19 protein-coding genes are annotated in these 22,498 nt (G+C 60.3%); 9 read left to right on the forward strand and 10 right to left on the reverse strand.

The features are described from left to right. The 4 genes from purL to ACIONG_RS20410 form a co-directional block, all read left to right on the forward strand. Positions 1 to 3,841 (forward strand): phosphoribosylformylglycinamidine synthase (gene purL, locus ACIONG_RS20395; RefSeq protein ID WP_401302335.1); only part of this gene is annotated, 3,841 nt, incomplete at its 5' end. A 5-nt stretch (positions 3,842 to 3,846) separates the two neighbouring features. Continuing rightward, positions 3,847 to 4,158 carry an NGG1p interacting factor NIF3 gene (locus ACIONG_RS20400; RefSeq protein ID WP_401302337.1) on the forward strand — a complete coding sequence of 104 codons (312 nt, stop codon included), beginning with the start codon at positions 3,847 to 3,849 and terminating at the stop codon, positions 4,156 to 4,158. Positions 4,159 to 5,238: 1,080 nt separating this feature from the next. Next, positions 5,239 to 5,598: a DUF6124 family protein gene (locus tag ACIONG_RS20405; RefSeq protein WP_401302339.1), complete on the forward strand. Its 360-nt coding sequence runs from the start codon at positions 5,239 to 5,241 to the stop codon at positions 5,596 to 5,598. 225 nt (positions 5,599 to 5,823) lie between these two features. Continuing rightward, positions 5,824 to 6,123 carry a hypothetical protein gene (locus tag ACIONG_RS20410; RefSeq protein ID WP_401302341.1) on the forward strand — a complete coding sequence of 100 codons (300 nt, stop codon included), beginning with the start codon at positions 5,824 to 5,826 and terminating at the stop codon, positions 6,121 to 6,123. A gap of 74 nt (positions 6,124 to 6,197) precedes the next feature. Here ACIONG_RS20410 and nagE read toward each other — a convergent pair whose 3' ends face one another. The 7 genes from nagE to ACIONG_RS20445 all read right to left on the reverse strand — a co-directional run bounded on the left by nagE (position 6,198) and on the right by ACIONG_RS20445 (position 14,811). Continuing rightward, positions 6,198 to 7,913, reverse strand: a complete 1,716-nt coding sequence (nagE, locus tag ACIONG_RS20415) for an N-acetylglucosamine-specific PTS transporter subunit IIBC (protein WP_401302343.1) — start codon at positions 7,911 to 7,913, stop codon at positions 6,198 to 6,200. Between the two features lie 36 nt (positions 7,914 to 7,949). After that, positions 7,950 to 10,463 (reverse strand): phosphoenolpyruvate--protein phosphotransferase, encoded by a 2,514-nt coding sequence (gene ptsP, locus ACIONG_RS20420; RefSeq protein WP_401302345.1) that lies wholly within the window; start codon positions 10,461 to 10,463, stop codon positions 7,950 to 7,952. Positions 10,464 to 10,497: 34 nt separating this feature from the next. Then, positions 10,498 to 11,520, reverse strand: coding sequence for an SIS domain-containing protein (locus ACIONG_RS20425; protein ID WP_401302347.1), 1,023 nt, complete (start codon positions 11,518 to 11,520; stop codon positions 10,498 to 10,500). Next, positions 11,501 to 12,607 (reverse strand): N-acetylglucosamine-6-phosphate deacetylase, encoded by a 1,107-nt coding sequence (nagA, locus tag ACIONG_RS20430; protein WP_401302349.1) that lies wholly within the window; start codon positions 12,605 to 12,607, stop codon positions 11,501 to 11,503. Before nagA ends, ACIONG_RS20425 begins: the two co-directional genes overlap by 20 nt. 23 nt (positions 12,608 to 12,630) lie before the next feature. Next, on the reverse strand, positions 12,631 to 13,362 hold the full coding sequence (locus ACIONG_RS20435; RefSeq protein WP_103306386.1) for a GntR family transcriptional regulator: 732 nt from the start codon (positions 13,360 to 13,362) through the stop codon (positions 12,631 to 12,633). Between the two features lie 283 nt (positions 13,363 to 13,645). Continuing rightward, positions 13,646 to 14,161 (reverse strand): murein L,D-transpeptidase family protein, encoded by a 516-nt coding sequence (locus ACIONG_RS20440; RefSeq protein ID WP_123534340.1) that lies wholly within the window; start codon positions 14,159 to 14,161, stop codon positions 13,646 to 13,648. A gap of 98 nt (positions 14,162 to 14,259) precedes the next feature. Next, positions 14,260 to 14,811 (reverse strand): NUDIX hydrolase, encoded by a 552-nt coding sequence (locus ACIONG_RS20445; RefSeq protein WP_401302352.1) that lies wholly within the window; start codon positions 14,809 to 14,811, stop codon positions 14,260 to 14,262. 146 nt (positions 14,812 to 14,957) lie between these two features. Between ACIONG_RS20445 and ACIONG_RS20450 the strand changes: the two genes are divergently transcribed. From ACIONG_RS20450 to purT, 5 genes are all read left to right on the forward strand, one after another. Then, a complete protein-coding gene (locus ACIONG_RS20450) occupies positions 14,958 to 15,557 on the forward strand; it encodes a CoA pyrophosphatase (protein WP_123534344.1) in 600 nt (199 codons plus the stop codon). Between the two features lie 45 nt (positions 15,558 to 15,602). Then, on the forward strand, positions 15,603 to 16,127 hold the full coding sequence (locus ACIONG_RS20455; protein ID WP_095138284.1) for a gamma carbonic anhydrase family protein: 525 nt from the start codon (positions 15,603 to 15,605) through the stop codon (positions 16,125 to 16,127). After that, a complete protein-coding gene (locus ACIONG_RS20460; RefSeq protein WP_103306391.1) occupies positions 16,124 to 16,333 on the forward strand; it encodes a DUF1289 domain-containing protein in 210 nt (69 codons plus the stop codon). The genes ACIONG_RS20455 and ACIONG_RS20460 overlap by 4 nt, the downstream gene beginning before the upstream one ends. Positions 16,334 to 16,662: 329 nt before the next feature. Next, positions 16,663 to 17,130, forward strand: coding sequence for a VUT family protein (locus ACIONG_RS20465; protein WP_025112183.1), 468 nt, complete (start codon positions 16,663 to 16,665; stop codon positions 17,128 to 17,130). 100 nt (positions 17,131 to 17,230) lie between these two features. Continuing rightward, positions 17,231 to 18,412 (forward strand): formate-dependent phosphoribosylglycinamide formyltransferase, encoded by a 1,182-nt coding sequence (gene purT, locus ACIONG_RS20470; protein ID WP_003221968.1) that lies wholly within the window; start codon positions 17,231 to 17,233, stop codon positions 18,410 to 18,412. A 111-nt stretch (positions 18,413 to 18,523) separates the two neighbouring features. On the opposite strand, the gene ACIONG_RS20475 is transcribed toward purT, so the two are convergent. The 3 genes from ACIONG_RS20475 to ACIONG_RS20485 all read right to left on the reverse strand — a co-directional run bounded on the left by ACIONG_RS20475 (position 18,524) and on the right by ACIONG_RS20485 (position 22,259). Next, complete coding sequence (locus ACIONG_RS20475; RefSeq protein ID WP_401302355.1) at positions 18,524 to 19,840, reverse strand: MFS transporter; 1,317 nt, start codon at positions 19,838 to 19,840, stop codon at positions 18,524 to 18,526. Positions 19,841 to 20,201: 361 nt separating this feature from the next. Beyond that, positions 20,202 to 21,434: a transporter associated domain-containing protein gene (locus ACIONG_RS20480; RefSeq protein ID WP_103306393.1), complete on the reverse strand. Its 1,233-nt coding sequence runs from the start codon at positions 21,432 to 21,434 to the stop codon at positions 20,202 to 20,204. 12 nt (positions 21,435 to 21,446) lie between these two features. Further along, positions 21,447 to 22,259: an inner membrane protein YpjD gene (locus ACIONG_RS20485; protein ID WP_103306394.1), complete on the reverse strand. Its 813-nt coding sequence runs from the start codon at positions 22,257 to 22,259 to the stop codon at positions 21,447 to 21,449. Between the last annotated feature and the right edge of the window lie 239 nt (positions 22,260 to 22,498).

Consider the following 22,498-nt stretch of genomic DNA (forward strand, 5'->3'; position numbering starts at 1 on the left):
TGAGCAACTGAGCCAGAAGGTTCCAGCTGTCAGTGGCCTGTATGCTGAATTCGCTCACTTCGCCGAAGTCACCGGCGTCCTGACCGGCGACGAACAGCAGGTGCTTGCGCGCCTTCTGAAGTACGGCCCAAGTGTTCCGGTACAAGAGCCGACCGGTCGTCTGTTCCTGGTGTTGCCGCGTTTTGGCACCATCTCGCCATGGTCGAGCAAGGCCAGCGACATCGCTCGCAACTGCGGCCTGAGCAAGATCCAGCGTCTGGAGCGCGGTATCGCGTTCTACGTGGCCGGTCAGTTCAGCGAAGCCGAAGCCCAGCAGATTGCCGACGTCCTGCATGACCGCATGACCCAGATCGTTCTGGCCAACCTCGAACAGGCCGCCGGCCTGTTCAGCCACGCCGAACCGAAGCCGCTGACCGCGATCGACATCCTCGGCGGCGGTCGCGCCGCGCTGGAAAAGGCCAACACCGAGCTGGGCCTGGCCCTGGCCGAAGACGAGATCGACTATCTGGTCAACGCCTTCAACGGTCTCAAGCGCAACCCGCACGACATCGAACTGATGATGTTCGCCCAGGCCAACTCCGAGCATTGCCGCCACAAGATCTTCAACGCCAGTTGGGATATTGATGGTGAGAACCAGGAAAAAAGCCTGTTCGGCATGATCAAGAACACCTACGTGATGCACAGCGAAGGCGTTCTGTCGGCTTATAAGGACAACGCCTCGGTAATCGTCGGCAACGTTGCCGGCCGTTTCTTCCCGAACCCTGAGACCCGCCAGTACGGTGCGGTGCAGGAGCCGGTGCACATCCTGATGAAGGTTGAAACGCACAACCACCCGACCGCGATTGCCCCGTTCCCGGGCGCATCTACCGGTTCCGGTGGCGAGATCCGCGACGAAGGTGCTACCGGCCGTGGCGCCAAGCCAAAGGCTGGCCTGACCGGTTTCACCGTATCCAACCTGCAGATCCCGGGCTTCGAACAGCCATGGGAAGTGCCGTACGGCAAGCCTGAGCGCATCGTTACCGCGCTGGACATCATGATCGAAGGCCCGCTCGGCGGCGCCGCGTTCAACAACGAATTCGGTCGTCCGGCCCTGACTGGCTACTTCCGTACCTTCGAACAATCGATCACCACCCCGCACGGTGACGAAGTTCGTGGTTACCACAAGCCGATCATGCTGGCTGGCGGCATGGGCAACATCCGCGAAGAGCACGTCAAGAAAGGCGAAATCGTCGTCGGCTCCAAGCTGATCGTGCTCGGCGGCCCGGCGATGCTGATCGGTCTGGGCGGCGGCGCTGCCTCCTCCATGGCCACCGGCACCAGCTCGGCGGACCTGGACTTCGCTTCCGTGCAGCGTGAAAACCCTGAAATGGAGCGTCGTTGCCAGGAAGTCATCGACCGTTGCTGGCAGCTGGGCGACAAGAACCCGATCAGCTTCATCCACGACGTGGGCGCGGGCGTTATGTCAAACGCGTTCCCGGACCTGGTCAACGACGGCGACCGCGGTGGCCGTTTCGAACTGCGCAACATTCCAAACGACGAGCCGGGCATGGCCCCGCACGAAATCTGGTCCAACGAATCCCAGGAACGTTACGTTCTGGCCGTCGGCCCGGAAGATTTCGAGCGCTTCCAGGCGATCTGCGAACGCGAGCGTTGCCCGTTCGCCGTGGTCGGCGAAGCCACTGCCGAGCCACAACTGACCGTGACCGACAGCCACTTCGGCAACAACCCGGTGGACATGCCACTGGAAGTGTTGCTGGGCAAAGCCCCGCGCATGCACCGTTCGGTGGTTCGTGAAGCCGAACTGGGCGATGACTTCGATCCGTCGAACCTCGACATCACCGAGTCCATCGAACGCGTTTTGCATCACCCGGCTGTGGCGAGCAAGAGCTTCCTGATCACCATCGGCGACCGCACCATCACCGGCCTCGTGGCCCGTGACCAAATGGTCGGCCCATGGCAGGTTCCGGTGGCCGACGTTGCCGTCACCGCCACCAGTTTCGACGTCTACACCGGTGAAGCCATGGCGATGGGCGAGCGCACTCCGCTGGCGCTGCTGGACGCCCCGGCGTCGGGCCGCATGGCCATCGGCGAAACCCTGACCAACATTGCCGCTTCGCGCATCAACAAGCTCTCCGACATCAAACTGTCGGCGAACTGGATGTCGGCTGCCGGCCACCCGGGCGAAGACGCACGTCTGTACGACACCGTGAAAGCGGTCGGCATGGAACTGTGCCCTGAGCTGGGTATCACCATTCCGGTCGGCAAGGACTCGATGTCCATGGCCACTCGCTGGAACGACAACGGCGAAGAAAAAACCGTGACCTCGCCGATGTCGCTGATCGTGACCGGTTTCGCGCCAGTGGCTGACATCCGTCAGACCCTGACCCCGGAACTGCGCATGGACAAGGGCACCACCGACCTGATCCTGATCGACCTCGGTCGCGGCCAGAACCGCATGGGCGCCTCGATCCTTGCCCAGGTTCACGGCAAGCTCGGCAAACACGCGCCGGACGTCGATGACGCCGAAGACCTGAAAGCCTTCTTTGCGGTCATTCAAGGCCTCAACGCCGACGGTCACCTGCTGGCTTACCACGACCGTTCCGACGGTGGTCTGCTGACGTCTGTAGTGGAAATGGCTTTCGCCGGCCACTGCGGTCTGAGCCTGAACCTGGACAGCGTTGCCGAATCCTCGGCGGAAATCGCCGCGATCCTGTTCAACGAAGAGCTGGGTGCCGTGATCCAGGTTCGTCAGGACGCCACGCCAGATATCCTCGCGCAATTCAGCGCGGCCGGTCTGGGCGACTGCGTGTCGGTGATCGGTCAGCCGATCAACAATGGCCAGATCAACATCACCTTCAACGGTGACACCGTGTTCGAAGGCCAGCGTCGTCTGCTGCAACGTCAGTGGGCCGAGACCAGCTACCAGATCCAGCGTCTGCGCGACAACGCCGACTGCGCCGAGCAAGAGTTCGACGTGTTGCTGGAAGAAGACAACCCGGGCCTGAGCGTCAAGCTCAGCTACGACGTCAACCAGGACATCGCCGCGCCTTACATCAAGAAAGGCATCCGCCCACAAGTTGCCGTGCTGCGTGAGCAGGGCGTCAACGGTCAGGTGGAAATGGCCGCCGCGTTCGACCGCGCAGGTTTCAACGCGATCGACGTGCACATGAGCGACATTCTCGCTGGCCGCGTCGACCTGAACGAGTTCAAAGGTCTGGTGGCGTGCGGTGGTTTCTCCTACGGCGACGTACTCGGCGCCGGTGAAGGCTGGGCCAAGTCGGCGCTGTTCAACAGCCGCGCCCGCGATGCCTTCCAGGGCTTCTTCGAGCGTAACGACAGCTTCACCCTCGGCGTGTGCAACGGTTGCCAGATGATGTCCAACCTGCACGAGCTGATCCCGGGCAGCGAGTTCTGGCCGCACTTCGTGCGTAACCGCTCCGAGCAGTTCGAAGCGCGCGTGGCGATGGTACAGATCCAGGAATCGAACTCGATCTTCCTGCAAGGCATGGCCGGTTCGCGTATGCCGATCGCCATTGCTCACGGTGAAGGTCATGCCGAGTTCTCCAGCGAAGAAGCACTGCTGGAAGCGGATCTGTCGGGTTGCGTGGCGATGCGTTTCGTCGACAACCATGGCAAGGTCACCGAGCGTTATCCGGCCAACCCGAACGGTTCGCCGCGCGGGATCACTGGTCTCACCAGCCGTGATGGCCGTGTGACGATCATGATGCCGCACCCGGAGCGGGTGTTCCGTGCGGTGCAGAACTCGTGGCGTTCGGAAGACTGGAACGAGGACGCTCCTTGGATGCGTATGTTCCGTAACGCTCGCGTCTGGGTTAACTAAGCGTCGTGTACAAGCTGGGTTTTTTTGTTCCTGACAGTCATGTCGAGGTGGTCAAAGGCGCTGTGTTCGCTGCGGGTGGTGGGCGGATCGGTGACTATGACCACTGTGCGTGGCAGGTGCTTGGCTTGGGCCAGTTTCGACCTTTGGACGGGAGTCAGCCGTTTATTGGGGAGGCGGGCCAGGTTGAGCGGGTTGAGGAATGGAAGGTTGAGCTTGTTGTTGCGGATGAGTTGATTGTTGCTGTTGTGGCGGCTTTGAAGCTTAGTCATCCGTACGAGGCGCCGGCTTATGAGGTGTGGCGGCTGGAAGATTTTTGATAGCCGCTTAAACAAGAAACCCGCAGATGAGTGATTGTCTGTGGGTTTTTTGTTGTCTGCGATTTGAAGGGCGACTTCATTCCATTGTGGGAGCTGGCTTGCCAGCGATGGCGCCCTTATAGGCGACCATGCTCTGGCTGACTGGGTGAATATCCGTTTCTTCGGTTGCTGCGGCTGACGGTTTCGCCCTTACGGCGACTCACTTTTTTTACAAACGCCTAAAAAAAGTAAGCAAAAAAACGCTTGCCCCAACGTTCGGCCCACTCGCTAAGGCTCGGGGTTCCTTCGCTCCGGGTTTCATCCGGGGCATCGCCTCCGGTTTGCTTCGCTGCACCTCCTCTCGATGTCCTCCCCGGATGAATCCCTCCACTCAGCCTGCCGACGGGGCCTGTGGATCAAGATCAAGAGCTGCAGCCGAGCTAACGCTCATCCTGTTGAGTGGTGAGAAGCAGGAGCGAGTAAGTGGCGCTGCTTTGCTTTTCTGTGGGAGCTGGCTTGCCAGCGATGGCGGCCTGACAGCCGACCAGTCTCTATCTGGATGCACACAATCCAATTGTGGGAGTGAGCCTGCTCGCGATAGCGACCTCACAACCAACCAATCACCCGCAGATGTACCTCAATCCCTGTGGGAGCTGGCTTGCCAGCGATGGCGGCCTGACAGCCGACCAGTCTCTATCTGGATGCACGCAATCCAACTGTGGGAGCCAGCCTGCTGGCGATGAGGCCGCCCAGCCACCCCATCACCCAAGGCTGTTTAAAAATGCATCAAATCACCAGAACCTTCCCACAAGGTTTTCAGGTTGTCCGTCGGACGTCCGGTCTCTAGTCTTTGGTTGTCACCGCAAATCGGTGATCGGGTGTGAGAACCCGGTAAGAGGTTTTAATCAAACGTCAGTAGCACCATAATCGCCGCCAGCTCATTTGCTGCCGGTAATGTTCTATGGCGGCTGTGTGCGGGCGGACTTCGGTTCGGCCGGATTGATCTCTTACCGGTTTCTCACTCCGTACATAGCTGCCACCTCTTCGTCGCGTGAGAAACGACCAGTGATGGCTTCAATCATTTGATTAGAGATCATTGCAATGACCAAGCCCGTCCCCGATCCACCCGAAACCAAAACCCCACTCGAAGAAGCCCTCCGCGCCGAAGAGCAAGCCCGAAACCGCGAAGCCATCAAACGCGCCCTCGACTTCTACCTGTGCCCCGAGCCCGCAAAGCCCCGCCGACCGAGCACCATGTTCATGGTCTGCCCCCAAGTCGACACCGAAAGCCTGCTCGCCCACGCCTGCGAATCGTTAGCCTCGGCAAGCACCGCCGCCAGCAACTTCGCCAATGAGCTAAGCGGTTCTCAGCGCAGCACGGTATTAGGCATCCAGCAAATCGTCATGCTCGCCGAACTGGCGGTAAACCGTGCGCTGGATCGGGTAGACCCACAAACCTGATCCATTGGGGGTATCGAAAACAGGCTCGCCCCATTTGAATAGGGCGAGCCTGCTCAAGCGCACGACTTTGGAAAATTGTCGCTCGCGGCTCAATCGCAGCTTCAGATGTGACGTTGACCGTTCATCGGAAACACTCGCCGACCTGTAATTTCTGACAGTGGTGCGATTTCGCCAACTCCTGTCTGATAAGCCTTCCATCCAAAACTGGTAAGAAGGAACTTAGCTATGTCTGTTGATAAAAATGCTGTGCCTGCAATTACTTCTGTGAAAGACGATCAAGGCTCAGAGATTCCCAACGGTGGTGCCACTACGGCAACTTCTGTGCAGTTGAACGGGTTGGCAGGTGCTGGAGAGAATGTTCAAATTTTGGACGGTGTTGTTGTGAGGGGACAAGTAGTTGCGACTGCTGCCGGACACTGGGCTCTGAGCCTGACGGGTTTGACGCGAGCTCTTCATTCGATTACCGCGAGAGGAGAGGCTGGTTTTTCACCTGCTCGTACATTTACTGTTATTGCAGGGAAGTAACCGATAAAAAGCCGCTGTGCCTCATAGCGTAGCGGCCTTCATTGATCAGTGATTCCGTTGGATTTTGCTGCGGTTTAAACCTTGGCACTGACCTCACTGCGATTGACTAACGCCTCCAGCGCTCCACTCAAACTCGCCGCTTTGTCCCCCACCAGCAAATGCCAGACCCCACCCTCCAACTGGCTGACACCCTGACAACCCAGCTCCTTCAACTGGGCCTCAGACGAGGCCTTGGCATCTGCCAGCAACAAGCGAATCCGGCTCATCGCAATGCAGTCCAGTTGCAGCACATTGTCGCTACCACCCAGCGCTTTCAGCCATTGCTGAGCTTCCGAACCTGCGACCACAACGCCTTTCGTTTCATCGACAACCGCAACAGGCTCAGCAAGAACCGCCCGGCCCAATGCCGGCATCGCCAGGCGAATCTCATCAGCAATGCTGTCAGCCATCGGTCCGACGACAACCTGCAGACTGCCGCCCTTGCCCGGGCGTACAACCGCCATCGCACCCAGCGCTTTCAGATCGGCATCGGACGCCTTGTTGCGATCAACCATCTCCAGGCGCAATCGCGTGGTGCACGCACCGACAGTCACCAGGTTCTCGGCGCCGCCCAAGGCTTTGATGTACGCAGCGGCGCGCTCGTTTTCTGTCAGCACAGATTTCTCGGCTGCGGCCACGTCTTCACGGCCCGGCGTTTTCAGATTGAAACGGCGGATACAGAAGTCGAACACCGCGTAATAGATGACCGCATAAGCCAGCCCTACCGGGATCACCAACCAGCCATTGGTCGAGCGGCCCCAGCCCAGGACCATGTCGATAAAACCGCCCGAGAACGTGAAGCCCAAATGGATGTTCAGCGCATTGGTAATCGCCATCGACAACCCGGTCAGCAGCGCATGCAGCAGATACAGCAGCGGCGCCAGAAACATAAAAGCGAATTCAATTGGCTCGGTCACCCCGGTCAGGAACGAAGTCAGCGCCATCGACAGGAAAATCCCGCCCATCACCTTGCGGCGTTCCGGCAGGGCATTGCGATACATCGCCAGACACGCGGCCGGCAGGCCGAAGATCATCATCGGGAACATACCGGTCATGAACTGGCCGCCCTTCGGATCGCCAGCGAAGTAGCGCGACAGGTCACCAGTGACCAGTGCGCCGGTGGTTGGATCAGTGAAGTTGCCGAACACGAACCACGCCATGTTGTTGAGGATGTGGTGCAGGCCAGTGACGATCAGCAAGCGGTTGAACACGCCAAACACGAACGCACCAATGCTACCGCTTTCCATCATCAAGGCGCCGAAGCTGTTGATGCCGTGCTGGATCGGCGGCCAGATGTAGCCGAACACCACGCCCAACCCGACCGCAGCGAACCCGGTGACAATCGGTACAAACCGTCGGCCACCAAAGAACGCCAGGTACTCCGGCAGCTTGATGTCCTTGAAGCGGTTGTACAGCGCGCCGGCCATCAAGCCGCTGACGATCCCGGCGAGCATGCCCATGTTGATGCTCGCGTCGAGCACCTTGAGGGTGGAGATCATCACCAGATAACCGATCACCCCGGCCAGGCCTGCGGTGCCGTTGTTGTCCTTGGCGAAACCGACGGCGATGCCGATGGCGAAGATCATTGCCAGGTTGGCGAAGATCACTTGGCCGGCATCGTGGATGATCGCGATGTTCAGCAGGTCGGTGTCGCCCAGACGCAGTAGCAGGCCGGCGATCGGCAGGATCGCGATCGGCAGCATCAGCGCACGGCCGAGGCGTTGCAGGCCTTCGATGAAGAGTTGGTACATGGTGGTTCTCCCTGCTCTTTTATAGAGAGCTTTTTGTTAGCGCAGAGGCCAATGTTGGTGGCAGGCATGACGCACCGCTGCGGCGCTGCTCAGCTTGAGCAGGTCGCGGGCGAGGCGTTGGCATTCGGTTTCGTGCAACTGGCGCACGCGATCCTTGATTTCACCGATCTGCACCGGGCTCACCGACAGTTCAGTGACGCCGAGGCCGATCAACACCGGCGTCGCCAGCGGATCCGAGGCGAGGGCGCCGCAGACGCCGACCCAACGCTTGTGCACCGCCGCGCCTTCACAGGTCATGGCGATCAAACGCAGCAGAGCAGGGTGCAGGGCGTCGACGCGGGCGGCCAGACCGGCGTGATCGCGATCCATGGCCAGGGTGTATTGCGACAGATCGTTGGTGCCGATGGAGAGGAAGTCGGCATGTTCGGCCAGTTGCTCGGCTTGCAGCGCGGCGGCGGGGACTTCGATCATGACGCCGATTTCCGGACGTTGGCTGATGCCCAGTTCCAGGCATAACGCCTCGACGCGCTGACGGATGTGCAGCAGTTCGTCGACTTCAGTGACCATCGGTAACAGGATGCGGCAGCGCTGTAACGGGCTGACTTGCAGCAGCGCGCGCAGTTGCTGGTCGAGGATTTCTGGTCGGTCCTGCGCCAGTCGAATGCCGCGCAAGCCGAGTACCGGGTTGGCCTCGGCGGGCAGTGGCAAGTAGTCGAGTTGCTTGTCGCCGCCGACGTCGATGGTGCGGATGATCACCGATTTATCGCCCATCGCGTCGATCACGGCTTGATAGGCACTGCGCTGTTCTTCGACATCCGGCGCGGTCTGGCGATCAACGAAGAGAAACTCGGTGCGCAGCAGACCGACACCGTCGGCGCCGTTGGCAAAGGCGTCCGCCGCTTCAGCACTTGAGGCGACGTTGGCGACCACTTCGATGGCCACACCATTGCGCGTTTCTGCCGGCAGATGAGCCTTGGCTTGTTGAACGTCGCGGCGCTGTTTGCGTTCGAGTTGCGCTTGCTGAACTTCAGCCAGGCGCTCGGTATTCGGTGCCAGTTCGAGGCGCCCACCATCAGCATCAAGCACCACCGCTTGGCCCTGCGGTTGATCAAGCAATGCTGCACCCAGAGCGACAATGCACGGCAGACCTTTGCCGCGCGCCAGAATCGCTACGTGTGAAGTCGCGCCGCCCTCGGCCATGCACAATCCGGCGACACCCTGAGCGCTGAGTTGCAGCAGATCCGACGGTGTCAGTTCATGCGCGGCGACGATGGCACCGGCCGGCACGTCGTAATGCCAGGCTTCGCCGAGCAGGGCACGCAGCACCCGTTGCTTGAGGTCGCGCAAGTCGTTGGCGCGTTCGGCCAGCAGCGCGCTACCGGTGTGCTGGAGCACTTCGCACTGGACATCAATCGACTGACTCCAAGCGTGAGTCGCTGCGGTGCCTTGCTCGATGGATTGTTGTGCGGCGTCGAGCAGGGCCGGGTCTTCGAGCAGTGCCAGATGCGCAGCGAAGATCGCTTCTTCGTCGGCATTCTTCTGCTTTTTGGCTTGGGTGAGGGTGCTGTCGATTTCGCAGCGAACCTGATTCAGTGCGGTGTCGAGGTTTTGCAGTTGCTGTACCGGGTCATGATTGCCTGCATCCACTGGCAAACTGATCGCGTTCAAGCGAAACAGCGGGCCACCGACCAGTCCCGGCGCGGCGCAAACGCCGTGCAGAACGCCAGCCTCGGCCGCACGTTTAAGAGGCGCAACACTTACCGGTGCGGCAGCGTGATGGTCATCCGGCAAAGCAGTCGCCAATGCCGTGAGCAAGGCTTGCAGCGCGGCTTCGGCGTCCGAACCCTGACAGCTGACCTGCACTTCATCCTGCTCGCCGATCGCCAGCCCCATCAATCCGATCAGGCTGTTGCACAGCGCCGATTTACCGGCGAAGTGCAACTGCGACTGACTCTTGAAACCTTGCGCGGTCTGCCGAATCAACGCGGCAGGGCGCGCATGCAAACCGCCGCGATGAGCAACCAGGACATGTCCATGAACTTCAGGCCCGCCCAGCTCTTCAGCATTAGCCGACGAACTGTTGCGCGCGACGATGTGCAATAGCGGCTCGCCGACTTTCACCGCTTTCAGTGTGATCGGTCGCACCTGAAAATCCTGGCTGTTGGTCAGGATCAACAAGCTGACCAGGCTTTTGCATTGCTGACCGACCTTGTCCAGGTCGTAGCGCAACAGCGGCTGACCTTTGCTGACGCGTAGGCCTTCCTTGACCAGCATCGAGAAGCCTTCGCCGTTCAGTTCAACGGTGTCGAGGCCCAGGTGCAGGAGGATTTCTGCGCCATTGTCAGCGCGCACGGTCAATGCATGGCCGGTGCGTGCGACGTGGATGATCACGCCGGCGCACGGCGAGTACAGGGTGTCGTTGACGGGATCGATGGCAATGCCATCGCCCATCGCGCCGCTGGCGAACACTGCGTCCGGGACTTTGGCGAGCGTGAGCACCGGGCCGCTGAGCGGGGCGCTGAGGGTCAGCTCTTTATTGTTGTTGTACATGGCTCGGTCTCATCAGGTGTGCAGTCATTCGGGCTTAGTGCGTACGCGTAACTTTGCTCAGGTGGCGCGGCTGATCCGGGTCCATGCCACGGGCTACGGCGAGGCCTGCGGCCATCACGTAGAAACTCTGGATGGCCAGAATCGGATCAAGGGCCGGGTGTTCGGCGCGGCTCAGGGTCAAGTCGCGTTCGCTCACGTCGTCCGGTGCGGCCAGCAACACGCGGGCGCCGCGCTGGCGCATTTCTGCCGCGAGGCTCAACAGGCCGGCCTGCTCGGCACCGCGTGGGGCGAAGACCAGCAGCGGGTAGTGTTCGTCGATCAGCGCCATGGGGCCGTGACGGACCTCGGCGCTGCTGAACGCTTCAGCCTGAATGGCCGAGGTTTCCTTGAATTTCAGCGCCGCCTCTTGGGCGATGGCAAAACCGGCGCCACGACCAATGACCATCAGGCGTTCGCAATCGCGCAGGGCATCGATGGCCACGCTCCAATCCTGTTTCGCCGCTTCACGCAGGCCTTCGGGCAGGGCGTTATGAGCCTGGAGCAATTCGCTGTCTTCTTTCCAGTGCGCGATCAAACGGGCGCTGGCGCTGAGGGTGGCGATAAAGCTTTTGGTCGCGGCGACGCTGCTTTCGGTACCGGCGAGCAATGGCACGCTGAATTCACACGCCGCTTCCAGTGGCGAGTCGGCAGCGTTGACCATCGACACACTGAGCGCACCACGCTTGCGCAACAGGCGCAGGCTGTTGACCAGATCCGGGCTTTGCCCCGACTGGGAAAAGGCAAACGCGACCTGACCGCTGACCTTCAACGGCGCTTGTTGCATGGTCACCACCGACATTGGCAACGACGCAACGGGTACGCCCAGTTGCTGCATGGTCAGGTAGGCGAAGTAGCTCGCCGCATGATCGGAACTGCCGCGCGCAACGGTCATCGCCACTTGCGGTGGCTGACGGCGCAAGCGCCCGGCGATCTCGATCATCTGCGGGTCGAGTTGTTGCAGTTGGGCCTGCACGGCCTCGAACGAGGACAGCGCCTCTTCAAGCATTTTTGAAGTCAATGTCTTCTCCTTCGACCATGACGGCGGTCAGTGTGAGTGAGCGATCCAGCCGCACGCAGTCGGCCCAGGCGCCTGGTTCAAGGCGCCCGCGTTCGGTGATGCCGAGGTAGTCGGCGGGGAATTGCGAAAGACGTTGCGAGGCCTCGCTGATCGGCAAACCGATCTTCACCAGGTTGCGCAGGGCCTGATCCATGGTCAGGGTGCTGCCGGCCAGCGTGCCGTCGGGCAGGCGCACGCCGCCCAGGCATTTGGTCACGGTGTGGCTGCCGAGCTTGTACTCACCGTCGGGCATGCCGGCGGCGGCGGTCGAGTCGGTGACGCAATACAGGCATGGGATCGAACGCAGGGCCACGCGAATGGCGCCGGGATGCACGTGCAGCAAATCCGGGATCAATTCGGCGAATTTGGCGTGGGCCAGTGCCGCGCCGACGATGCCGGGCTCGCGGTGATGCAGCGGGCTCATGGCGTTGTACAAATGGGTGAAGCTGGTGGCACCAGCTTCCAGTGCGGCGACGCCTTCCTCGTAACTGCCGAGGGTGTGGCCGATCTGCATGCGCACGCCACGGCTGCTCAGTTCTCGGATCAAACCGTCATGGCCGGCGATTTCCGGGGCGATGGTGATCACGCGGATCGGGGCCAGCGCCAGGTATTCTTCGACTTCGGCCATCAACGCGGTGTGGGCAAAGTTCGGTTGTGCACCGAGTTTGCCGGGATTGATGTACGGGCCTTCGAGGTGCACGCCGAGTACCCGCGCGGCGCCTTGCGGACGCTGTTCGCAGAATACTCCGACCTCTTTGAGCACACTGGAGATCTCGGCGCTCGGTGCGGTCATGGTCGTGGCCAGCAGCGAGGTGGTGCCGAAGCGCACGTGGGTTTTGGTGATGGTCTCGAACGCGTTGGCGCCTTCCATGATGTCTTTGCCGCCACCGCCGTGGACATGCAGGTCGATGAAGCCGGGCAGCAGATAGGGCAGGTCATTGGTCGCCGGATCGCACGGCACGCCTTCAATCGACACGACTTTGCCGTGTTCGTGGACCAGCCGGCCGCGAATCCAGCCGCTGGCGGTGAGGATGTTGTCTTCGGACATTTCGGTTCTCGCTTTGGGCCGTTTTAGCGGCGCAGCTCTGCAACAAAGTCGTAGTAGTCGTTGCGGCAATAGGTGTCGGTGACTTCGATCGGCGTGTTGTCTTCCAGGTAGCCGACCCGGGTCATCAGCAGCATGGCGGTGCCGGGGGCGATGCCGACCAGCGCGGCGAACTCGTCCGAGGCGTTGATCGCCTGGATGTGCTGAAGGGCGCGGACAATCGGTTTGCCGATGCCGTCGAGGTATTCGTAAAGCGAATCGCCCACCAATTGTGGCTTGGGCATGATCGAGGCGGGCAGGGTGCTCATCTCGATCGCCATCACCGTGTCGTCGGCTTTGCGCAGGCGTTTCATGCGCGCGACCTTGTCGTTCGGCGACAGGCTCAGGCGGATCAATTCTTCGTGGGTCGGCAGGGTGATTTCCCGCTCCAGCCACTGTGAGCTGGGCACAAAACCCTTGAGGCGGAGCATCTCGCTGAAACCCGAAAGGCGTGACAGCGGTTGTTCCAGGCGTGGCGTAATGAATGTGCCGGAACCCTGCAAGCGACGGATCAGACCTTGATCGAGCAAGACCTCCAGTGCTTTGCGGGCAGTGACCCGGGAGATGCCGAGCTGTTCACTGAGATTGCGCTCGGATGGCATCGCCTGTTCGGCTTTCCACTGCCCGGCATGAATCGCTGCTTCCAGGTTGCGCGCCAGTTGCAGGTACAGCGGCGTCGGCTGGGAGTCATCTGGGCGTAGGGCGTGGAAGTCGTTCATGTAGGTCATTTCCGGCGCGAGTATAGGATTGTTGTGGCTCGCTTGTGGGGCGGAAATTAATACCACTTGAATACCATGTCAACGCAGGGAAATGGTTCATGGCCTAATAAAATGGCGGTTTCTAGGGGTGATGGTTTTAAGTGGTATTAGGGGGGGGCTTTAAAAAGCAAAAGATCGCAGTCTGCGGCAGCGCTTACAGTGGGAAGTGGTATCAACCCTGTAGGCGCTGCCGCAGACTGCGATCTTTTGATTTATTTTTTTCGGAGTGACCGGTGGTCAGTCTTTACGGGCGAATCTCGATCATCGTGCCATCCGGCACCAGGCCCCAGACTTCGCGCATGTCCATGTTACGCATGGCGATGCAGCCGTCGGTCCAGTCCAGTGTGTGGAACAGGTCCTCGGGGTTTTCCTCGGTGTCGGGGGTGCCGTGGATCATGATCATCCCCCCAGGCTCGACGCCTTCACGCCGGGCGCGTGCCGAATCGCTGATGTTCGGGTAGGAGATGTGCATTGCCAGGTTGAATTTTTCGCTGACCTTGCGCCAGTCGATCCAATAGAAACCTTCAGGTGTGCGTTTGTCGCCCTCAATCAGTTTCGGCCCTTTTTTCGCGCCCTTACCCAGGGAAATGCGATAGGTCTTGAGTGGCTTGCCGTCGACGATCAGCTGTAGTTGATGGGCGGATTTGAGAACCAGAACTTTCTCGATCAGAGGTGTCTTTGACGGCGTCACGGTGGTCACGAATGACGCTTGCGAGACCGTGACGAATGACAGGCAAAACAGGGCAAGCAACCAACGCATTGAAACGATTCCCCAGGAAGTGACGCAAATATGACGTTAAGTGTAGGAGCTGCCGCAGGCTGCGATCTTTTGATCTTCTAGCCGGTGCCGTCGCCGGATCAAATAATGACCGGCTGGGCCAGCGGCGGAATCGATTCGGAACGAACCGGGTAGGCCTCGGCGCGCCGATCAGCGAAGAAGCATTCTAAGGTACGCCCCACCGTGCGGAAAGCCAGCTCATCCCATGGAATGTCGGCTTCGTCGAATAGTTGCACTTCGAGGCTTTCGGGGCCGGCGGCGAAATCCAGATCGACCAGTTCGGCGCGGAAAAACACATGCACCTGACTGATGTGCGGCACATCAATCAAGGTATAGATGCTCAGGTCGCGCACCCGGGCGCAGGCTTCCTCGGCGGTTTCGCGGATCGCAGCCTGCTCGATGGTCTCACCGTTTTCCATGAAGCCTGCGGGCAACGTCCAGTAACCGAGGCGCGGCTCGATGGCGCGGCGGCAGAGCAATACTTTAGAGCCCCAGGTCGCGACACAACCGGCAACGATGTTGGGATTCTGATAGTGAATGGTCTGACAGCTGTCACAGACAAATCGCAGCCGCGAGTCGCCTTCGGGAATGCGCTGTGTCACCGGGTTGCCGCACTGGCTGCAAAATTTCATGCTGGGGTTCCTGAATGCTGCGCCTATCTTGGCGTGCAGCGGTGCCGGTCGGCAAGTTGTCGTTTCGCGACATGCTCCGGCGAGGGGCTTGGGCGGCCGCTATGATTGGTGCATGATGCCGGGTAAGGCACAGATCGAGAACACTCATGCTGGACGAGCTACTGCATCGGGTAAGCAACCACACACCGCGCACGCTGGAGACCGACACACGTTTCCCCGAGGCCGCCGTGCTGGTGCCGATCACCCGCAGTGCCGAGCCTGAGCTGGTACTCACTCTGCGTGCCAGCGGTCTCTCGACCCATGGCGGCGAAGTCGCCTTCCCGGGTGGGCGCCGCGATCCGGAAGACCCGGACCTGATCTTCACCGCCTTGCGTGAAGCCGAAGAAGAGATTGGCCTGCCGCCGGGACTGGTCGAAGTGATCGGCCCGCTGAGCCCGTTGATCTCTCTGCATGGAATCAAGGTCACACCTTACGTTGGCGTGATCCCCGATTTTGTCGAGTACCAGCCCAACGACGCGGAAATCGCCGCCGTGTTCAGTGTCCCCCTCGAATTCTTCCGCAAGGATCCCCGCGAACACACCCATCGCATCGACTATCAGGGCCGTAGTTGGTACGTACCGAGTTATCGCTACGGCGAGTTCAAGATCTGGGGGCTGACGGCGATCATGATCGTCGAGTTGATCAATCTGCTCTATGACGCGAAGATTAGTCTGCATCAACCGCCTAAAAGCTTTATTAACACGTAAGCCATCGTTCGAATGGCCATCCCCGTGAGCCCTGAGGAAAACAAGATGAAATACCGCTTGGGCGACGCCCGTGTCGAAACCCACCCGCAGAGCTGGGTCGCCCCCAATGCCGTGTTGGTGGGCAAGGTCAAACTGGAGGAGGGCGCCAACGTCTGGTTCAACGCCGTGCTGCGCGGCGACAACGAACTGATCCTGATCGGCAAGAACAGCAACGTCCAGGACGGCACCGTGATGCACACCGACATGGGCTATCCGCTGACCATCGGCACCGGCGTGACCATTGGTCACAACGCCATGCTCCACGGCTGCACCGTTGGCGATTACAGCCTGATCGGCATCAACGCGGTGATTCTCAACGGCGCGAAGATCGGCAAGAACTGCATCATTGGCGCCAACTCGCTGATTGGTGAGGGCAAGGAAATTCCGGATGGTTCGCTGGTGATGGGCTCGCCGGGCAAGGTTGTGCGTGAGCTGACCGAGGCGCAGAAGAAGATGCTCGAAGCGAGCGCTGCGCACTATGTGCATAACTCCCAGCGTTATGCGCGTGATCTGGTTGAGCAGGAAGAATGACTACTGTCGAAAGACCGGTCGCCTCGCCTTGTGTGAATATTTGCGCGCTGGACGAAGACGATATTTGCACTGGTTGCCAGCGCACGGTCGCGGAGATCACCCGCTGGGGCCGCATGAGCAATGACGAGCGACGCGTGGTGCTGGGGTTGTGTCATGAGCGGGCGAAGGCGAGTGGGTTGGTGTGGATGGTGCCTTCGAAATCGTGATCAACTCGAGAATGCCCTCACCTTAGCCCTCTCCCAGAGGGAGACGGGACTGACCGAGTTGATAGTTTGAGCTACATCGACCTGAACGATTGAGTTGAGCTCAAGTTTTCAAAGCCCCCGATCTGCTCGCTTTCCCTCTGTTCTGAAGGGGGAGGGGATGACCGGGTTGATGGTTCGGTCCGTACCGACCTGCGTTCTCGAGTCGAAATCGGGATTCGATCACACGAAGATCTGCTCCCTTTCCCCCTCGCCCCCCTGGGGGAGAGGGCTGGGGTGGCTCTTGATCTACGGGTCCAGTAATCTGTGCGCCAAACTGACAGGTCGCCCCCATGATTTTCCTCATCGCCTACATCAGCAGCGTCGTGCTGATCAACTTTGCCTTCTCCACCGCGCCCCACCTGGACATCATCTGGTCGGCCTGGGGCGGCCTGGTATTCGTGCTGCGTGACATGGTGCAAACCCGCTTCGGCCACGGCGCCATCGTGGCGATGCTGGCGGCGCTGGTGTTGTCGTATGTCACCTCCGATCCGTCCATCGCCCTGGCCAGTGCCACGGCGTTTGCGGTGTCCGAGATCATCGACTGGCTGGTCTTCAGCATCACCAAACGGCCGTTGCGTGACCGCTTGTGGATCAGTTCGGCACTGAGCATTCCTCTCGATACCTTCATCTTCTTCGGCATGATCGACCTGATGACGCCGCCGGTGATCATCACCGCCCTGGCCTCGAAATTCGCCGGCGTTACCGCCGTCTGGCTGATCATGGCCTGGCGCGAACGCAAACAGGCCGTCGCCAGCTGAAGCCAAACCTTCGGGTTCATGTAAAATGCCGCGCTTTCTCCCCATGGAAAGTGCGCATGGCGACGCTTTCCTCGATGATCCGCTTCTTTGAGGACCTGAGATGACCCGTATCGGAACTCCATTGTCGCCAACCGCGACCCGCGTATTGCTGTGTGGCTGTGGTGAGTTGGGCAAGGAAGTGGTAATCGAACTGCAACGTCTGGGCGTTGAAGTGATCGCCGTTGACCGTTACGCCAATGCGCCGGCCATGCAGGTTGCCCATCGCAGCCACGTGATCAACATGCTCGACGGCGCCGCGCTGCGTGCCGTCATCGAAGCCGAGAAACCGCACTTCATCGTGCCGGAAATCGAAGCCATCGCCACCGCCACTCTGGTCGAGCTGGAAGCCGAAGGCTTCACCGTGATCCCGACCGCCCGTGCTGCGCAGTTGACCATGAACCGCGAAGGCATCCGTCGTCTGGCTGCCGAAGAGCTGGATCTGCCGACCTCGCCGTACCACTTTGCCGACACCTTCGAGGACTACAGCAAAGCCGTGCAGGATCTGGGCTTCCCTTGCGTCGTCAAGCCAGTGATGAGTTCGTCGGGCAAGGGTCAGAGCCTGCTGCGCAGCGCCGATGACGTGCAGAAAGCCTGGGATTACGCACAAGAGGGCGGTCGCGCCGGCAAAGGTCGGGTGATCATCGAAGGCTTCATCGATTTCGACTACGAAATCACCTTGCTGACCGTGCGTCATATTGGTGGTACCACGTTCTGTGCGCCAGTCGGTCATCGTCAGGAGAAGGGTGACTATCAGGAATCCTGGCAGCCACAAGCCATGAGCCCGATTGCACTGGCTGAATCCGAGCGTGTTGCCAAGGCTGTCACCGAAGCATTGGGTGGCCGTGGTCTGTTTGGCGTCGAGTTGTTCATCAAGGGCGATCAGGTGTGGTTCAGCGAAGTATCGCCGCGCCCGCACGACACCGGTCTGGTGACGCTGATTTCGCAGGACTTGTCGCAGTTCGCCCTGCACGCACGCGCCATTCTTGGTCTGCCGGTGCCGCTGATCCGTCAGTTCGGGCCATCGGCTTCGGCGGTGATTCTGGTGGAAGGGCAGTCGACCCAGACGGCATTCGCCAACCTTGGTGCGGCGTTGAGCGAACCGGACACGGCATTGCGTCTGTTCGGCAAGCCGGAGGTGAATGGCCAGCGTCGCATGGGTGTGGCGCTGGCGCGGGATGAGTCGATCGAAGCGGCTCGTGCCAAAGCGACCCGTGCTGCTCAGGCTGTCGTTGTAGAGCTTTAATCGAGTCGCGCCCATCGCGGGCAAGCCCGCTCCCACAGGTTCAGTGGTGTTCACAAATTTTGTGTTCGACACGGACACTGTGGGAGCGGGCTTGCCCGCGATGGCGATCTATCAGGCAACCTGATTCAGATCGTTATTGCGCGTTTCCTTCAGGCACAGCACCGCAATCAAGCTAAGCACCGCCGCCGCCGACACATACCCGCCGACATAACTCAAACCACCCATCGCCACCAGTTTCTGCGCGAAAAACGGCGCCGCCGAGGCCCCGACAATGCCGCCGAGGTTATACGCCGCCGACGCGCCGGTATAACGCACATGAGTGGGAAACAACTCCGGCAACAACGCCCCCATCGGCGCAAACGTCACGCCCATCAAGAACAACTCGATACACAGAAACAGCGCCACGCCCCAGGTCGAGCCCTGCGTCAGCAATGGCTCCATCAGAAACCCGGACAGAATCGCCAGCACGCCGCCGATGATCAACACCGGTTTGCGCCCGTAACGGTCACTGGCCCAGGCTGACAACGGCGTGGCTGCCGCCATGAACAACACGGCAAAACACAGCAGACCGAGGAACGTCTCACGGCTGTAGCCGAGCGTGGATACGCCATAGCTTAGGGAAAACACCGTCGAGATATAGAACAGCGCATAACATACGACCATCGCCGCAGCGCCCAGCAGCGTCGGTGCCCAGTATTGACTGAACAGCTCGACCAACGGCACTTTCACCCTTTCCTGGCGGGCGATGGCGTTGGCGAATACCGGGGTTTCATGGAGTTTCAGGCGTACGTACAGACCCACCATCACCAGTGCCGCACTGAGCAGAAACGGGATCCGCCAGCCCCAGCTACGGAATTGTTCGTCGGTGAGGGTCATGGCCAAGGTCAGAAACAGACCATTGGCGGCGAGAAAACCAATCGAAGGGCCAAGCTGCGGGAACATGCCGAACCACGCACGTTTACCTTTCGGCGCGTTTTCCGTGGCCAGCAGCGCCGCGCCGCCCCATTCGCCGCCCAGCCCCAACCCTTGGCCGAAGCGCAATACGCACAGCAGAATCGGCGCCCAGGCCCCGATGCTGGCATAACCGGGCAGCACGCCAATCAGTGTCGTACAAACACCCATCAGCAGCAGCGAGGCTACCAGCGTCGATTTGCGCCCGATGCGATCACCGAAGTGGCCAAACAGTGCCGAGCCCAGCGGTCGGGCGAGGAACGCGATGCCGAAGGTCAGAAACGCCGACAGCATCTGCGCGGTGCCGGAGGTCTGCGGAAAGAACACCGGCCCGATCACCAGCGCGGCGGCCGTGGCATACACATAGAAATCGTAGAACTCGATGGCGGTGCCGATAAAACTCGCGGTCGCCACGCGGGTGGCGGAATTGGTCGGTTGGGCAGGCGCGGTGTCGCTGTAAGCGGTACTGGTCGTCATGCGGTGATCCCTGACAGTCATGAGCTCCGTTGGAGCGAATTATTATGGTCGAACACCCAGGGATGTGGGATGAGGCGCGAGCGCTGTTTCGAGTAGGAACAGTCGCCGGTTTGTTGCGGAAAAAGGCCGAGATCCGAATCGTGCTGGATAAGCACATGGACCGGCTGCGCTTGGGTAAGCGCCTCGATTATAGGAAGGGGGCTAACAAATGAACAAGAGGGCTGGCAGAGCCAATGAAACCTGAGGTCAGTAGAGATTCTGTGGCGAGGGAGCTTGCTCCCGCTGGGTTGCGAAGCGACCCCAGCACATTTGCGGACGCTGCACGCCCGAGCGGGAGCAGGCTCCCTCGCCACAACTACGCTTAGATCTTGGCAGGCACCGAAGAGGTATGCCAGATCAACACCTTGCTCACCCGGTTCTCCTCAGTTTCGAGGATCTCCAATCGATAACGGCCGATCTTCAGGCAAACCGCGCTTTCCGGGATGGTCTCCAGCGCTTCGGTCACCAAGCCATTCAGGGTCTTCGGCCCGTCGCTTGGCAAGTGCCAGCCCAGGCATTTATTCAGCTCACGGATTGATGCCGCGCCATCAATGACCATGCGCCCATCGGCCTGTGTGTGAATGTGCGGGTTGTCGAGGCTGTGCTCGCTTTCGAACTCGCCGACGATCTCTTCAAGAATGTCTTCCAGGGTGACGATGCCCAGCACTTCGCCGTACTCGTCCACCACCATGCCCAACCGGCGCTGCTGCTTGTGGAAGTTCAGCAGTTGCAGTTGCAACGGCGTGCTTTCCGGCACGAAGTACGGCTCGTAGCTGGCGGCCAGCAGCGCTTCACGGGTCAGACTGTCGTTGTTCAGCAGATGGCGGATCTGCCGGGTATTGAGCACCGCTTCGACCTGGTTGATGTCGCTGTGGAACACCGGCAGGCGCGTGCGTTTGTTGTGGCGCAGTTGTTCGATGATGTCTTCGATCGGGTCATCAAGGTTGATGCCGTCGACGTCGCTGCGCGGGACCAGAATGTCGTTGACGGTGATGTTGTCCAGCGCATGGATGCCTGACACCGGGTGCGTACGTGTCGGATGTTCGGGATCATCGGGATGATCCGCCGCCAGGTCGTCCTCGCTTTGCTGCACCACTTGGGCTTTGCGCGCAAAAGGTCGAGTCAGCAAACCGCTGATACGGCTGAGCAGCCAGGCCAATGGGTAAACCGCTTTCAAGGGCACCGCCAGCAAGGTATTGCCGAAAGAAAGCACGGCGTCCGGATAGCGTTTGGCGAGCGAGCGCGGGAAGTAATCGGCGAAGACCAGCAAGATCACGCCGGCACTCAGGCAAGCGGCCCACGGGCCGTTTTCTTCGCAAAGGAAAATCGCCAGCAGCGTGGCGATGATCACTGCCAGTGCCCGGCACAAGGTATTGCACAGGATCAGGCTGTCGAGCGGGAAACTCAGCCTGGCCAGCGGCTTATCGCTGGCGCGTGAGGCGGTGCGTTGCGCGAGCAGGTGTTGCTGCGCGATTTCGACGGCGGTAAACAGCCCCGACCATAAAATCAGCAGGGCGAATATTGCGAGCATCGGCCCTATGGGCAAACCGTCCATTTATGCCGCCCGTCAGATGTGCAGGATGTATTCACGAACCAGTTTGCTGCCGAAATAAGCCAACATCAGCAGGCAGAAACCGGCGAGGGTCCAGCGAATCGCCTTGTGGCCGCGCCAGCCCAGACGATTGCGGCCCCACAACAGCACGCTGAACACCACCCAGGCCAGGCACGCCAGCAGGGTTTTGTGTACCAAATGCTGAGCGAACAGGTTTTCGACGAACAGCCAGCCTGAAATCAGCGACAGTGACAGCAGCGTCCAGCCGGCCCAAAGGAAACCGAACAGCAGGCTTTCCATGGTTTGCAGCGGCGGGAAGTTCTTGATCAGGCCGGACGGGTGCTTGTGCTTGAGCTGGTGGTCTTGCACCAGCAGCAGCAAAGCCTGGAACACCGCGATGGTGAACATGCCGTAGGCGAGGATCGACAAGAGAATGTGGGCGAGGATGCCCGGCTCTTCATCGATGATCTGCACCGTGCCGGTCGGCGCGAACTGCGCCAGCAACACGGTGACTGCGCCCAGCGGAAACAGCAGCACCAGCAGGTTCTCCACCGGAATCCGTGAGCAGGCGATCAGCGTCAGGGCGATCACCGCTGCGGCGATCAGGCTGGAGGCGCTGAAGAAATCCAGGCCCAGACCGATCGGGGTCAGCAAATGCGTGAGCAGGCTGGCGCTGTGGGCGACCACGGCGAGGACGCCAAGCGTAACCAGCAGGCGCTTGTTCGCCTTGGCGCCGGTGGCCAGACGGGTGCTCTGATAAAGAGTCGCAGCGGCGTATAGAAGGGCGGCGGCGAGAGTGGTAAGCAAACTGGGTGACAAGGGGAGCATAAATCCTGTTAGGCAAGCCCGAAAGGGGCTGAGTTTGGCATAGAACCGCCATGGCACGAAAGACTCAGGAAGCTGACAGCGAGGTGTCCGCCAGCCGCAGTCTTCGCTATAATCCGCGACCTGCCCACGCCGCAGGCTCGCCGAGCACATGTTGATTCCGGTCTGGGCCGCCATTATCCCGGTCTACACAGGGCCTGAAAGGATCGCGCAATGTTTGAAAACTTAACCGACCGTCTCTC

It is taken from the genome of Pseudomonas sp. NPDC087817 (assembly GCF_044742875.1).
Classification (GTDB): Bacteria; Pseudomonadota; Gammaproteobacteria; order Pseudomonadales; family Pseudomonadaceae; genus Aquipseudomonas.

Bases quoted from the DNA above. Each gene is read 5' to 3' on its own strand.
- ACIONG_RS20405 (WP_401302339.1), top strand. From the start codon at position 5,239: ATGACCAAGCCCGTCCCCGATCCACCCGAAACCAAAACCCCACTCGAA.
- ACIONG_RS20410 (WP_401302341.1), top strand. From the start codon at position 5,824: ATGTCTGTTGATAAAAATGCTGTGCCTGCAATTACTTCTGTGAAAGAC.
- nagE (WP_401302343.1), bottom strand. From the start codon at position 7,913: ATGTACCAACTCTTCATCGAAGGCCTGCAACGCCTCGGCCGTGCGCTG.
- ptsP (WP_401302345.1), bottom strand. From the start codon at position 10,463: ATGTACAACAACAATAAAGAGCTGACCCTCAGCGCCCCGCTCAGCGGC.
- nagA (WP_401302349.1), bottom strand. From the start codon at position 12,607: ATGTCCGAAGACAACATCCTCACCGCCAGCGGCTGGATTCGCGGCCGG.
- ACIONG_RS20435 (WP_103306386.1), bottom strand. From the start codon at position 13,362: ATGAACGACTTCCACGCCCTACGCCCAGATGACTCCCAGCCGACGCCG.
- ACIONG_RS20440 (WP_123534340.1), bottom strand. From the start codon at position 14,161: ATGCGTTGGTTGCTTGCCCTGTTTTGCCTGTCATTCGTCACGGTCTCG.
- ACIONG_RS20445 (WP_401302352.1), bottom strand. From the start codon at position 14,811: ATGAAATTTTGCAGCCAGTGCGGCAACCCGGTGACACAGCGCATTCCC.
- ACIONG_RS20450 (WP_123534344.1), top strand. From the start codon at position 14,958: ATGCTGGACGAGCTACTGCATCGGGTAAGCAACCACACACCGCGCACG.
- ACIONG_RS20455 (WP_095138284.1), top strand. From the start codon at position 15,603: ATGAAATACCGCTTGGGCGACGCCCGTGTCGAAACCCACCCGCAGAGC.
- ACIONG_RS20460 (WP_103306391.1), top strand. From the start codon at position 16,124: ATGACTACTGTCGAAAGACCGGTCGCCTCGCCTTGTGTGAATATTTGC.
- ACIONG_RS20465 (WP_025112183.1), top strand. From the start codon at position 16,663: ATGATTTTCCTCATCGCCTACATCAGCAGCGTCGTGCTGATCAACTTT.
- purT (WP_003221968.1), top strand. From the start codon at position 17,231: ATGACCCGTATCGGAACTCCATTGTCGCCAACCGCGACCCGCGTATTG.
- ACIONG_RS20475 (WP_401302355.1), bottom strand. From the start codon at position 19,840: ATGACGACCAGTACCGCTTACAGCGACACCGCGCCTGCCCAACCGACC.
- ACIONG_RS20480 (WP_103306393.1), bottom strand. From the start codon at position 21,434: ATGGACGGTTTGCCCATAGGGCCGATGCTCGCAATATTCGCCCTGCTG.
- ACIONG_RS20485 (WP_103306394.1), bottom strand. From the start codon at position 22,259: ATGCTCCCCTTGTCACCCAGTTTGCTTACCACTCTCGCCGCCGCCCTT.